Raw genomic sequence first — 13992 nt, 5'->3', positions numbered from 1 at the left:
CGTTGGGACGACGGGTAGAGCCTGCTAAGATAACTGGCGGTTACGCTGGTGTTCGCAGGAATCCCCCACTTCAAGCGTCAGCTAAGTGGTGGGTAGTTCAATTTCTATCCATTTAAACCTTTCATTCATGTCGTACACCATTTGTCTGATTTCTTCTGTCATCCGCATATGTTCCTGCATCATCTCCATCATTTGCTGGTTGTCTTTGGACATCATCATGTCCTCCCGGTTTGGCGGATAAGGATAATACCACATATTTGGCTGTGTATAGTACAACTTTATCACTCCTCCAATAGATATCACGTTATCCTATGATTGTAATAGGTTACATGTGTAAATATCAGGGTAATTACATAATGCATATAACCATTAATGATGGACAAAATAGTGAGGACTTATCGTGAAAGGAGAATGCCTAATGGGGGTATTATCAACATCACCAACAGCTATGGATAAGTGTATTGAAGCGTGCCTTAAATGCATGAGAGCTTGTGAAGAGTGTACGACGGCTTGTTTACAGGAACCGGATGTACAGGCTCGGGTGACATGTATCCAGACGTTAAATGACTGTGCGGAAATATGTGCGCAGGCGGGGCAATATATGTCCAGAAGTAGTACATTTTCAGCCCAATTGTGCGGTGTATGCGCGAATGTCTGTGAACAATGTGCCGCAGAATGTGAAAAATTTAAAGATACCCATTGCCAAGAATGTGCAGCAATATGCCGGCAATGTGCAGAAGAGTGCCGGAAAATGGCCGGATGATCAAATCAGTTGCGTGCAGAAAGCGTTTAGTTTTCTGCACGTTATATTTTAGCACATCGTAGGTTTCCATTTGGGATAAAAGATAAAAAAAGAAGCCATTCCATGAAGAACAGCTTCCTTATATCTGTATTACTCTACAACCAATGTAGATTGCATGTCGGCATGTCCTTCACCACAAGGGACACTGCAGTAGATGGTGTATTCACCTGGTTCTTCAGGGGTAAAGGATGCTTCGCCTTCACCTTCTACATTCAGATCAAATTCGTCAATCGCAACCCCGTGCATGCCTTCTTTATTTGTAAGGGAAACGTTAACTTCCTCACCGGCAGCTACAGTGTATTCATCCTGGTCAAATTCGAAATTGGATGCTGTTATATTAAGTTCATTGCTGGCTGTTCCCGATGAATCGTTATCGGTACTTTCCGTATCACCCGAATCGCCGTTGTTACTTCCACCGCATGCCGCAAGAAACAAAACAAGCCCCAGAGCCAGCACTGCTAATAACCCTTTTTTCATTTTAGCCCTCCTCAATCATTCATATTATTTTATTTTCCAGTGCCAATTGTATTTACTGAATGTGCATTATTTATGGAGAAATTAAGACAAATAGTTGAAAAAAATGTGTCGTGGTTATTTTCCGTCAATAACCGACCCTGATAAGTCTAATCCTATAAAAAGAATTGCTAGGATAAATAATACCAAATAGGGATGTTTTAACACGAAAACAGTTGCTTGGCTGGATTGTTTTCGAATCAGATCTTCAGCCATATATAAAACGAGTAGTAATACCATGGTCACGAACAATGTCACTGTTTTAATGATGGCATCGGGGCTGGTTATAGCCAACATATCCCCAAGCATGGCACCCATCATTCCACCCATTAATCCGGAAAGCATACCGTCAATGACCGCCGGCAATCCGACAGGTATCCCGGCGAGGACTCCTGCTGTTAACCCAATCAGGATGCCATATAGTGTTGATACAAACAAGTTACCTTGGAGGAATACTCCCAAGATGGTTCCCATTAAGATGCCAGCTGTCATACCAACTGACATGGAAATAACCATTCCGCTCATAAGTGATAGCCACTTACGGTAATACGTGATGTAGGTGACGATGATAAGAACTTGACTAATAAAAAGTCCGATAATGAGAATTAATGCAAGAGACATGATTTCAACTCCAATCATAAGTTGTCCATAAAAATATATTCAGAACTGACTTAAATTATGTTTTACCCAACTAGGGTATTTGGTAAATGATAATATCGGTTATTTTACTTTGATGTTCTGTCACTTTTATTCATTGACAAATAATACGTAAGGGGGGTATACTATAAACAGAAATTGAAAGGAAGTGAGGCAGTTGGGTGAATATATGCATGACCATCCGGTAACACCCCGGACAGAGGATGAGAAAAATGCTGTCGTTAATCGCTTGAAGCGAATTGAAGGACAAGTGCGGGGTATTCAAAAAATGGTTGAAGAAGACCGTTATTGTGTTGATATTTTAGTTCAAATCAGTGCTATTAATGCTGCCTTGAAAAAAGTCGGATTTTCCGTAGCTGAACGGCATACAAAGCATTGTGTCAGTGATGCGATTCAAACCGGGAAAGGACATGAAGCCATCGATGAACTGATGGAGGTTATGAAGCAGTTTTCCAAGTAAGGGGGGTATCATCTATGAGTGAGGCAAAACAACTGAATGAAGTAAACCAGCAGCATACACAGCTTGGTGTAACGGGGATGACCTGTGCTGCATGTTCCAATCGTATTGAAAAAACATTAAACAAAATGGATGGTGTGGAAGCACAAGTTAATTTAACGACCAAAAAGGCAACTGTAGACTATGATTCAGAAAAAACATCCATTGAAGATATTACGAATAAAATTGAAAATGTCGGCTACGGTGTTTTAATGGATAAAACAGAATTAGATGTTTTTGGGATGACTTGTGCAGCTTGTTCTAACCGTATTGAAAAAGTATTGAATAAGCAAGAAGGCGTTACATCTGCCAATGTCAACTTAACAACAGAAACGGCATCTGTAGAATATAACCCAGGACTCACAGATACGAAAGCATTGATTGATAAAATCAAAAATGTGGGTTATGATGCGAAACCTAAAGCTGAAGCAGCAGAAAAGCAAACGCATAAAGAAAAAGAACTAAACAATCAGAAGACGAAGTTAATCATTTCAGCTGTGTTAGCTGCACCGCTATTAGTAACCATGCTGGTTCATTTATTTAATATGACTATACCAGCTATATTCATGAATCCATGGTTCCAGTTTGCTTTAGCAACGCCCGTTCAATTTATTATCGGATGGCAATTTTATGTTGGTGCCTATAAGAACCTTCGCAATGGCGGAGCGAACATGGATGTGCTTGTTGCATTAGGAACGAGTGCAGCTTATTTCTATAGTTTGTCTGAAGCAATCAGGACTATCGGCAATCCGGCGTATGAACCGCATTTGTATTTTGAAGCAAGTGCTGTCATCATTACGTTGATTTTATTTGGTAAATATTTGGAAGCAAGAGCAAAAACCCAGACAACGAATGCCCTATCCTCTTTGCTGAATTTACAGGCAAAAGAAGCTCGCGTTATAAGAGATGGCGAGGAAGTTATGACGCCAGTTGAGGAAGTTGTCGTTGGTGATCGATTAGTTGTAAAACCAGGTGAGAAAATACCTGTAGATGGTATGATTGTAAAGGGCAGAACCTCTGTCGATGAATCAATGATTACGGGGGAATCCATTCCAATTGAAAAGGACGTAGACGCAACGGTCATCGGCTCGACGATGAACAAAAATGGCTCGATTGAAATGGATGCAACGAAGGTTGGTAAAGATACTGCACTTGCATCGATTGTGAAAGTGGTCGAGGATGCACAAGGGTCGAAAGCACCAATCCAACGATTAGCCGATGTCATTTCTGGCTATTTCGTACCGATTGTTGCAGGTATTGCCATTCTAACATTTGTCGTATGGATTTCATTTGTCCAGCCTGGTCAAATTGAACCTGCTTTGGTCGCATCGATTGCTGTTCTTGTTATTGCATGTCCCTGTGCTTTAGGACTTGCAACACCAACATCCATTATGGTTGGCACAGGGAAGGGTGCAGAGAACGGAATTCTTTTTAAAGGTGGAGAACATCTCGAGCGTACCCATGAATTAAATGCAATCGTGTTAGATAAAACAGGAACAATCACTAAAGGAAAACCTGAAGTAACAAACTTTACAGGTGATGAGGAAACATTACAATTACTTGCGAGTGCGGAAAAAGGTTCAGAGCATCCACTTGCAGAAGCCATTGTTGCCTATGCAACAGAAAGAGATATTGATTTAGGTGAAGTAGATGATTTTAATGCTATACCTGGACACGGTATTAAAGCTACGATTTCCAACAATCAAATTCTTGTAGGAAATCGGAAACTAATGCAAGATCACCAAGTCGATGTTGGTGGTGCAGAACAAGAATTAATCGATTACGAAGTTGATGGAAAAACAGCGATGTTAATTGCTATTAATGGAAAATATCGCGGAATTGTTGCGGTTGCAGATACGATTAAAGAAACAGCACCACAAGCAATAAGAGAGCTACAAAAAGAAGGCTTAGGAGTTATCATGTTAACAGGGGATAACGAGCGAACTGCACAAGCAATTGCAAAACAAGTTGGCATCGACCAAGTAATAGCCCAAGTGTTACCGGAAGAAAAAGCGGATAAAGTAAAAGACATCCAATTACAAGATAAGAAAGTTGCAATGGTTGGGGATGGTGTCAATGATGCTCCTGCATTAGCAATCGCCGATATTGGAATTGCCATTGGAACTGGTACAGAAGTGGCCATTGAAGCTGCTGACATTACGATTCTTGGCGGTGAGCTATTGCTCATACCGAAAGCAATTAAAATCAGCCATGCGACGATTAGAAATATCCGTCAAAACCTCTTTTGGGCTTTCGGCTACAATACAGCAGGAATCCCGGTTGCAGCAGTCGGATTACTTGCACCATGGGTTGCTGGTGCAGCAATGGCATTAAGTTCGGTAAGTGTTGTTTCGAACTCACTTCGCTTAAAACGCGTGAAAATATAAAAAGATCAATTGAAAGGGGGTGAAAAGTTCATGGAGAAAACGTTAAATGTGCAAGGTATGTCATGTGGTCATTGCAAAATGTCAGTTGAAGGTGCATTGAATAAACTAGATGGCGTATCAGTAGCTGAAGTTAATTTAGAAGCGGGTAAAGTAGATGTTACTTTTGATGAATCAAAAGTAAATATTGATGCCATGAAAGAAGCCATTGAAGAACAAGGCTATGATGTTAGTGCCTAACTATAAACATGAAAAAGCTGGTTTTCTGTTTGGAAATCAGCTTTTTCATGTAAAGAATTAAAGCAAGGTTGGAAAAAGACAGCCATTGATAGGTGATGGCATTAATGATGCCTCAGCATTAGTCGGAGCCGGTATTGGCATTGCGATAAATGCTGGTACCGACGCGTTACCATTGAAATAATTGATGTCGTCTTAGTGAACAGTAATCCCAAAGTTAATATTTTGATTTATCCAAAGCTACGCTGATTGCGGTTTTACTAATTGATTATGGCCAAGGAATTGTACCAACGTTGACATACTTTTTACCACTGAATGACAAAAAGTGTACCAGTAAATGACAGGTTATTACCACCTCACATCCTTTGGGTGATTTAAGTTAAAAAGCAATACGTATTTTGAATTATAAGTGTTATACTTGTTGTACTTATTTGATAGATTGTTCAACAGGAACTGAATTCCACAATCGGGACATATTGTTGAAGATCAAATAGCTTCAAGACTCCTGCAATGTCTAAAACCATCATCCTTATAGACAGACCAGTCTCTTTAAATAGGGAATAGGAACAATTTCAGGTGGTTATATAATGGGGTTGAAAAGGGGATAAATAAATGATCACTGAAGAGCTAAAGGATATAAACTTGTTAAAGAAAAAGGTTTATTGTAGTAAATGTAATCGAAACACTAATCATGGGATTATATATAAACACAAAGAAGAGGATTATATAACAGAAGGCAATTTTTACATTCTTGAGGAATACTACATAATAAAATGTATGGGATGATGACCATGCGGGAATGAATCATGCAATTGAATTATATAAGGAAGGAAATATGACAGTGAGTACTATTTGTGAAATTACAAATGTGTCAAAGACTTCGTTATATCGACAACTGAAATTATCTTAATAAAAGTTTGTAGTCAAGCTTTAAAGGTTTGGCTATAAACCTTTTCCTAATAAGAAAATATAATCTATGAAAGGTTTATTCTGAAGAGGTAAATAAATCACAAGTTTTGTTCACAAGATTAAAAATAGTTCCTTTAAAGACATTTTATGCTCCTTAAAGGAACTATTAAAAAATATATTTGACGCCTCTTACCTATTAGTGAGAATGTGGGTAAATGCTATGGCCAATTAATGGGGAGCAATTCCTCTCATAAAGTTGGCAATATCTATCGTTCCCAAACATACCACTAGTTACGTCAGCTGTGCATAATAAGTATACATACCAGGCTTGGTGACAGTCACTATTGAAGAAATTTTTATACAAAATCCCATTATCATCATTACACTTATAATCAAAACCAACAACAGGTCCACCGGTACCAGGATCTGCACCGAAGACGGTTACCTCATCGTTATCATTATTGGTTGATGATGATTCAACAGCTTTTTGTAATGAATTAATTGAAAATAATCTTTTCAACTCATGTTTAGTACGTTTCTTAACGAGTTTCTTATACTCTTTAAATTTTTGTTTATTAGAGAACATGTCCTTCATTTCATTAGTCTCCGCATTTTTAAGCGATTCTACGTAACTTCTAAGCTTATCATGTTCATTCTCACTAATTCCTAACTTTGAAGTTGGAAACTTCACAATTGCTCTTAAAGTGTAAAGTTTTTCTCCGTTTTCTTTTGCTTCTTCCAAATCTTTTTTGTACATCTGCTGAACATTCTCATATTTTTCCTTCATCATATTATTCATAGATATATGCTGAAGAGAGTCGTGTTCACTTTCATCATAAGAATTAGCTAGAGCATTTAGTCCTGGTGCAAAAGTTAGTGTGATAATAGATAAGATTAATAAAAAAAAGATTTTTCTTTTTATTAGAAACCTCATATAAACCCACCTTTCCCATTTATTAATCAGTTACGTACCGATGATTATAGTATCAAAATAAATGTAAAAAGTCAAAACATTAAGTCATTTGACTTGTGGCAAATTCAACAAATAAAGTATATAAACCAATAATAATGATTAAAGAACTAGTTCCAATGATTATCCATTTTAGAGTTTTATGTTTTTTTTCTGTAATGCTAAAGAAAAGTATAAAACCCAAAGTTCCAAATATTATCCATGTTATTATTCCAAATGATGAATATAGTGGCCCCCAATCTATAACCCACAAGTAAACTATTAAAATGTGAAGGATTGATGTTAATATAATTAATAATTTCTTCATTTATTCGCTCTCATCCTTTCTATCTATGTTTTAAAAAATTCTAACAAAGTAAATCACTAATTACAAGGCATTCTATGCCCAAGCCCCCCTTTTATCTAATACTCTGTAATGATGTCGTATATAGTGTTGTTAACACAGAAATACCTTATGAAATATTTAGATAAATATTCAAGGTTCATTCTTGATCTGATCTGATACTATATGTATATAGGTAGGAAAATATGTATATAATCTTTCCCTACAGGACATAAGCTCCCCAACTAAAATTATTAAAAATGGAAAAAAACATCACTTCCCCATGAAAAAAGAAAAAGGTAATAGCTTAACCTTCCGAACTAATTCTTAAGAGGATTACCACATGGAGACCATTAATTCCTGCGTGTGTTTCATTTGACGCTTACGCTAAAAGGGAAACAAAAAGTTTGGGTCCTGATGGCAAAAATAACTTTAGAAGCCAAATCAAACATGCATTTTTCAACCATGATTTAGCTTTTCCTGGTTATAAAGTTACTTGTGGAAGTGTATAGATATCAAAGAATATTCTGAGCAGGATCGATGGAATGGATACCATTCTGAACTAAAGGAGATACAGCAGGCAGAATGAAACGAAGAGTGAAATTATTCTAACATGGTCTAGAAAGTCAACGAAAATGGATTAAATCCGTTCCATTATTTCAGCTAGCTTTTTGAGCAACTTCCCAATATGGCTACACGGCAAAGGAGAAAATTGCTCAATACCTGCCATGGTCAGCAACACTCCCTCAGGAATGCCACGTTCCAAATAAATCTAAATAAAGATACAAGGAATCCCCATCTTTTTATAGGTGGGGATTATTTTACGCTTACCCATAAAAAAGAGACCGGTTGAGGTGTTCTCCGCTGAAAAGAAACATCTTAAGCCGATCACTAAGAAAATAGCTTTTCTGATTATCAACTTAAGTAAATTAAGAATTGCAGAAAGGACAATACAGTGTTATGAATGACAAACTGTTCCAGCGTATTGTTAGAACGTTTATATGGTGCCAATGTTTGTTGTTGAAACTCTCCATTTCGTCTCTAGGGATACGAAGATGAAGTTCCCCGTATTCCGTTTTGAACGTGCGATCGTAAAAGCCATTACGGGAATTGCCGGAATAAACACCTTCTTGATCAATATGGCTCATAGTCTAAAAAGACGGTCAGTTCATGTTTAAAAAGCTGTTAATCGCAGTTTCCAGATGGAGACGAAAAACTTTTTTCAATATCTTGTTTTTGGGCTAGAGCTTCGATTAGTCTGTAGTAAGATGATTCATAGGGAAGACTTCTTTTCTGTAAATGTAGTCCGCTAACCTTTATTCTACAGGAAAGGGCTTCCTTTTTCTATGAACATCGTTTGGTTATATCTACTTACACAGAATATTGTACACTCTCTTAGACAAAGATTGGCACAATAAAATATTCAATAATACCAGCTAATAGTTGTCAACATTTAGGTCTAAAAAGTTCAAAAGAACATGTTATACTAAAATTGGACATGCCAAGTAACCTTACCATTGAATCGATAAGTTAGCAGTTACAGGTGATACATTGAAAGTTTTCGTTACACAACATAATGTCATTTATGTTGTGTTTTTCTCGTCATCTGATAGAATTGTAAGTGTAGAATCCAACATAATTTAGAAGGATAAGCGAATTGAAGAATCCAACATAATTTAAGGAGGGGGTCATTCATGATAGAATCCTTTTATATTTATTTACAAAATAAAGATTTAAAGGAAAATTCCATAAGAGGATACCTTCAGTCAGTCAAAGGTTATTTGAAATGGTTTGATGAATCAAAGGATGTTCCATTTCAAAAACTTCACCGAGAAAATGTACTTGAGTATATTTCCTTCTTGAAGACCGTTAAAAAATTAAATCCGAAAACAATCAACACAAAGTTGAGCGGCTTAATAAAATTCAATCAATTTCTGATGGAAGAGTACCGTGTGCAACCTAATGTAGTCATTGGAAAGAAGGATTTCGAAAGAGTTCAACAACAATATGCATCTTTATCAACATTAGAATATAAAGATGTGGAGAAGTTTCGTCAGGTTACATTGGATAACGATCATATGCGTTATTATGCTTTAGCTACGATATTTGCCTATGCTGGTTTAAGACTATCAGAAGCACTGGATTTGCATCTTCATGATGTTCATCTAGTGACGAGAGAAATTACGGTGAGAAATGGAAAAGGGGATAAAACGAGAATTGTATACATGAGTGAGAAGGTTCATGTAGCGTTACAATCCTGGTTGAAGGAAAGGAAGGAAAAAGAAATAGATAGTGATTATCTGTTTCCGAGTAATCGGAACCGGCGTCTTGATCGTACTGTTGTCAATACAGCATTTCAAAGATACGCTAAAGAAGTTGGTAAAAAAATCACCCCTCACGTGTTGAGGCACTTCTTTTGTTCCAATGCAATTGCCAAAGGCTTAAGTATTCATGAAGTGGCAAATCAGGCTGGTCATTCGAATATTCATACGACTCTGTTGTATACGAATCCAACTAAGACTGAAATGTTGGATAAAATGGATCAACTGTAACTCAAATTTGGCAATTGTTGGTGGGTAAATTTTTTAAACAAGTCCGTAAAAAGTAAGCATAAAATAAATGTTCTTTGGCCCGAAGACTTAAAGGGAACTTTGGGCGTTAATCATTATTGCTTAGTTTGTTATTTATAAATGCAGTCATATGCTTGTTTATTGGTTGAAGAGGTTGGTATGATTTTGTGATTTGGTGGACTATTAAAGGCTGAAATTCGAATTCCCATGGAAAATGACTCTTTAATTCTGGTAATACGTAGCTTATGTAGTCATCGAGAAGTTTGCATTTGTTGTTTTCCTGCATATTCATGATAAATTTAATATGTAGTTTGTGCCTCACTTTATAGATGTCGTGAGAAATGATGTCAAATTTCTCAAATGCATCATTTAATCTTGATTGAACTAGGTTCATGGAAAATTTATCCGTTTTAAAATAGACGGTTGTTTCACCAATTACTTGCATCATATTTATCACCCGATTAAATAATAGCATATTTAGTAGATATTGGTGTGTATTTTTTGAATAGTTTAGGTTTTTTGAAGGAAGAAGATATTTATCACGAAAAATATCGGGGATACGTCAGGATAATCGGCCACAATTACATTACAACAATTGCTGCAGGACCTGAAAGATGGTGACGTTATTTACGTTACCGACTTAGCACGTATAACCAGAAGTACACAAGATCTATTCGAATTAATTGATATGATTCGTAACAAAGGGGCCAATCTCAAATCATTAAAAGATACATGGCTGGATTTGTCCGAAGATAATCCTTATAGTCAATTTTTAATAACGGTTATGGCTGGAGTCAATCAGCTGGAACGTGATTTACTTCTTATGCGGCAAAGGGAGAGGATGGTAGAGCTTGCTAAAGAGCAGGGCAAATATAAGGGTAGAACAAAGAAATATCATAATAACCATGCGAGAATGGAGCATGCTATTGAATTATATAAGGCAGGAAACATGTCGGTTAGCACTATTTGTGAAATTACAAATGTGTCAAAAACTTCATTGTATCGCCAACTTAATGTGAAATGAAGAGTATCTTAACATGAAATTTGATTTTTTATTTTGACAAGCTCTAAGCTTCCTTATACAAGCTAGACTAATACTTAATCAGTGCTTTAACGGAGATTTATCTAAAAAAGTAGATAGAAGGTGCCGTCTCCAATTAAGAAAAGACGCTGGAGCGATAGGCATGCCTCCTGAAATATTGAACCGCAGAATATGTTAAAACGATATTAATCTCGTGAGTATATAAGAACAGATTGGATATTGGTGACGGTGGATATGCTCATCTTTATCATCATATTCGAATAAAGGGCGAGATCACACCAGAGCAACAAAAAGTTTAAGATGATACTTACTAAAATTATTATCCCGCAGTATAAGTACGAAGTGAATTGAGACATAAGTACCAAAGAAAATCGAATAATAAATAAAGAAATAGGTAGCTAGCGGGTCCTAGCATATATATGGATTTGTTTATATATTTATTAACTCGTTGTTTTTGGGTAGAATAAAATGATAGTAATATCAACGAAGAGGTGATAAAAATGAATAAAGAAAATAAGTTTTTTAATGCGTTAGAAGATATTTTTATTGGGGTTAAAGTAGAGGGTGTGGGAGGATATGTCAATTTACTTAATATTAAATCGCAATATTTCTCTAATATAAAACAAACTCTTAAAAATGATATAGAAAACACGTTAGCACCTATGCCTAGTTTTAGAGATGAGTTCTTTGATAAATTGTACACTTTTTTCAATAGATATTTTAGTGATTCAGGTGCAATATATTTCAATTATTCTCCTTTACATCAAAACATCTATGAAAGAGTATATACAAATAATAAAGACGTTGTTCTATTTTGGAAAACGAAAATGCTATATTACGTAAAATCAGAGATATTATTCCAGGATTTAAGTATTGATGTAGAAGGTAAGAAGTTTTTTATTGACACTTCTGAGTTAGAACATAAAAAGAATGATGAAAAGAAGGAATTAGTGTTTGACTTTGTAGGCGCTAAGGAAACCGGCAAGGAAACAATAATTACTTTAAGAGTTACATACTCACAAAATGGTAGGAAAACTAAAGAGGATGAATTATTAAAAGCGATTAATAAGCACGTTCAAAGTGATGTTCATAAACATGAACTATTTAAAGCAATACGTACTTTCAAGAGTCAGACTGAGTTTGACTACTTTATTAATAAAGACGCAAAAGGCTTTTTAGAAGAACAATTTGAAAATTGGTTATATCACTATATGTTTAAAGAAACGCGTAATAACTTTAATGAAGCTAGACTGAACCAAATAAGAGCACTTAAAGATATCGCATATAAGATTATTCATTTTATTTCTCAATTTGAAGATGAGCTAATGAAAATATGGAACAAACCCAAATTCGTTTTGGATAGTAACTATGTAATTTCACTATCAGAAATGGATGAGTCCTTGATTGATAAAATTAAAGAACACGATAACATTGATCAACAATATGATGAGTGGCTAAATAATCATTATATTAAAGATATCGAATTAGATAATATAGACCCGGAGAATTATCCATTCCTTCCTATTGATACAAAGTATTTCGATTCATTGAGGGAAGAAATTATTGATAGTATTACTAATTTAGATAGAAGTATGGACGGTTTACTTATTAAAAGCGATAATTACCAAGCACTCAACACGCTGAAAGACAAATACGATGACATTAAGTTAATTTATATAGACCCTCCTTATAATACTGAAGACGATGAGTTTATTTATAAGGATAAAATGAAGCATAGTAGTTGGTTAACCATGATGGAAAACAGGTTGGAAATAGCTAAAAATATGCTATCCGAAGATGGAGCATTAATTTGCCAAATTGATTATAAAGAAATACACAATCTAAAGCATTTACTTGCAGATATATTTGGCGAAGAAAATATTGTCCAGTTAATTTCAGTAAAGACATCTTCTCCTGCAGGGTTTAAAACTGTAAACCCTGGGCCCATAGACGTTACTGAATATTTGTTATTTGTGACCAAAGATAAGTCCAAATTTCCATTTAAAAAGATGTACACAAAAGTTGACTACGACAGCAATTATAACCTTTATATTGAAAATATTGATGACTCTCCAGAGCATTGGGAATTAACACCTATTATCGATAAATTTTACGAGGTTAACGAGATTGATGATAATAAAGAAGCCAAAGAGAAATGGGGCGATAAATGGAAAACTATCAGGGACATATTCATTGGTGATTTTGCGTTAGAAAATGCGGAAAGGATCGTAAGTAAACGAGATCCTCACAAACCAACTGATACGGTGAAGGAACTATTAAAAGATTCTAAGAACACTGAACAGGTAATAAGTGTGGAACGAGAAGATAATACCAATTTATATATTTATAAAGGTGGATCATTATCCTTCTATGCCAATAAACTTAAAGAGATTGATAAAGAACTAGTACCTACTGAATTATTGACAGATAATTGGACTGATATATCGTGGGCAGGTATTGCTAACGAAGGGAACATAGAATTAAAAAATGGCAAAAAGCCAGAACGTCTTTTACAACGAATTATCGAAATGACAACTGATTCTTCAGATGATATTGTAATGGATTTTTTTGTGGGAAGTGGAACAACAACCGCTGCAGCACATAAGCTAGGAAGAAAATGGATTGGTGTTGAGTTTGGTGAGCATTTTGAAGAAAAGACACTAACTAGAATGAAGAATGTACTAAACGGAGATAATACAGGCATTACTAAAAACCTAGATTTTCAAGGTGGAGGATTTTTCAAGTACTATACTCTAGAACAATATGAAGACACATTAAAGAATGCCATATATAAAGACGAAAATTTCACAATGTATAATGCAAACAAATCTCCATATGAGCAGTATATTTTTTTCCGAGATGAAAAATTGTCATTTGCAGTAGAAGGAGACGAAACTAATAATACCTATTCCTTCAATCCTGATAGAATTTATCCGAACATTGATTTACCAGAATCGCTTTCTAATTTAATTGGTGAAAGAATAATATCTAAAAATGATAACAATCTTATTTTAGAAAATAATCCACCAATCAATTTAAATGATTTAGACCTTCAATATATCAAACCGTTAATTAGGTGGTGAAATACTT

Annotated in this window: 11 protein-coding genes and 3 pseudogenes; 8 read left to right on the top strand and 6 right to left on the bottom strand. The window is 35.5% G+C overall.

Annotated elements, in window-relative coordinates; all coding sequences use genetic code 11:
- Positions 1-81 precede the first annotated feature (81 nt).
- Positions 82-276: a hypothetical protein gene (locus ACFSUO_RS05360; RefSeq protein WP_382391830.1), complete on the bottom strand. Its 195-nt coding sequence runs from the start codon at positions 274-276 to the stop codon at positions 82-84.
- Positions 277-418: 142 nt separating this feature from the next.
- On the opposite strand from ACFSUO_RS05360, the gene ACFSUO_RS05355 reads away from it, so the two are divergent.
- Positions 419-763, top strand: a complete 345-nt coding sequence (locus ACFSUO_RS05355; RefSeq protein ID WP_382391828.1) for a four-helix bundle copper-binding protein — start codon at positions 419-421, stop codon at positions 761-763.
- Between the two features lie 129 nt (positions 764-892).
- On the opposite strand, the gene ACFSUO_RS05350 is transcribed toward ACFSUO_RS05355, so the two are convergent.
- A complete protein-coding gene (locus tag ACFSUO_RS05350; RefSeq protein ID WP_382391826.1) occupies positions 893-1279 on the bottom strand; it encodes a cytochrome C oxidase subunit II in 387 nt (128 codons plus the stop codon).
- 114 nt (positions 1280-1393) lie between these two features.
- Positions 1394-1936, bottom strand: a complete 543-nt coding sequence (locus ACFSUO_RS05345; RefSeq protein WP_382391824.1) for a hypothetical protein — start codon at positions 1934-1936, stop codon at positions 1394-1396.
- 205 nt (positions 1937-2141) lie between these two features.
- Here ACFSUO_RS05345 and ACFSUO_RS05340 point away from each other — a divergent pair, with 205 nt between their 5' ends.
- From ACFSUO_RS05340 to ACFSUO_RS05325, 4 genes and pseudogenes are all read left to right on the top strand, one after another.
- Entirely contained in the window at positions 2142-2432 is a 291-nt protein-coding gene (locus tag ACFSUO_RS05340) for a metal-sensing transcriptional repressor (protein ID WP_382392246.1), read from the top strand.
- A 14-nt stretch (positions 2433-2446) separates the two neighbouring features.
- Complete coding sequence (locus tag ACFSUO_RS05335; RefSeq protein WP_382391822.1) at positions 2447-4855, top strand: heavy metal translocating P-type ATPase; 2409 nt, start codon at positions 2447-2449, stop codon at positions 4853-4855.
- Positions 4856-4885: 30 nt separating this feature from the next.
- Entirely contained in the window at positions 4886-5092 is a 207-nt protein-coding gene (copZ, locus tag ACFSUO_RS05330; protein WP_382391820.1) for a copper chaperone CopZ, read from the top strand.
- A gap of 784 nt (positions 5093-5876) precedes the next feature.
- Positions 5877-5999, top strand: a pseudogene (locus tag ACFSUO_RS05325) (helix-turn-helix domain-containing protein); the annotation flags it as partial.
- A 195-nt stretch (positions 6000-6194) separates the two neighbouring features.
- Here the strand turns inward: ACFSUO_RS05325 and ACFSUO_RS05320 are convergent.
- The 3 genes and pseudogenes from ACFSUO_RS05320 to ACFSUO_RS05310 form a co-directional block, all read right to left on the bottom strand.
- Positions 6195-6932 (bottom strand): hypothetical protein, encoded by a 738-nt coding sequence (locus tag ACFSUO_RS05320; RefSeq protein WP_382391818.1) that lies wholly within the window; start codon positions 6930-6932, stop codon positions 6195-6197.
- A gap of 998 nt (positions 6933-7930) precedes the next feature.
- The gene (locus ACFSUO_RS05315) at positions 7931-8056 is read right to left on the bottom strand and encodes a hypothetical protein (protein WP_382391816.1); all 126 of its coding nucleotides are present in this window, start codon (positions 8054-8056) and stop codon (positions 7931-7933) included.
- 194 nt (positions 8057-8250) lie between these two features.
- Positions 8251-8567 (bottom strand): annotated as a pseudogene (locus ACFSUO_RS05310) (transposase); the annotation flags it as partial.
- Positions 8568-8984: 417 nt separating this feature from the next.
- Between ACFSUO_RS05310 and ACFSUO_RS05305 the strand changes: the two are divergent.
- The 3 genes and pseudogenes from ACFSUO_RS05305 (at position 8985) to ACFSUO_RS05295 (ending at position 13985) form a co-directional block, all read left to right on the top strand.
- The gene (locus ACFSUO_RS05305; RefSeq protein WP_382391814.1) at positions 8985-9842 is read left to right on the top strand and encodes a tyrosine-type recombinase/integrase; all 858 of its coding nucleotides are present in this window, start codon (positions 8985-8987) and stop codon (positions 9840-9842) included.
- A gap of 604 nt (positions 9843-10446) precedes the next feature.
- Positions 10447-10884, top strand: a pseudogene (locus ACFSUO_RS05300) (recombinase family protein); the annotation flags it as partial.
- A gap of 518 nt (positions 10885-11402) precedes the next feature.
- Positions 11403-13985, top strand: a complete 2583-nt coding sequence (locus ACFSUO_RS05295) for a site-specific DNA-methyltransferase (RefSeq protein ID WP_382391812.1) — start codon at positions 11403-11405, stop codon at positions 13983-13985.
- The last annotated feature ends 7 nt before the right edge of the window (positions 13986-13992 follow it).

The organism is Lentibacillus juripiscarius, from assembly GCF_042685205.1.
Taxonomy (GTDB): Bacteria; Bacillota; Bacilli; order Bacillales; family Amphibacillaceae; genus Lentibacillus; species Lentibacillus juripiscarius.
This window is presented reverse-complemented; position numbering and strand designations above follow the sequence as displayed.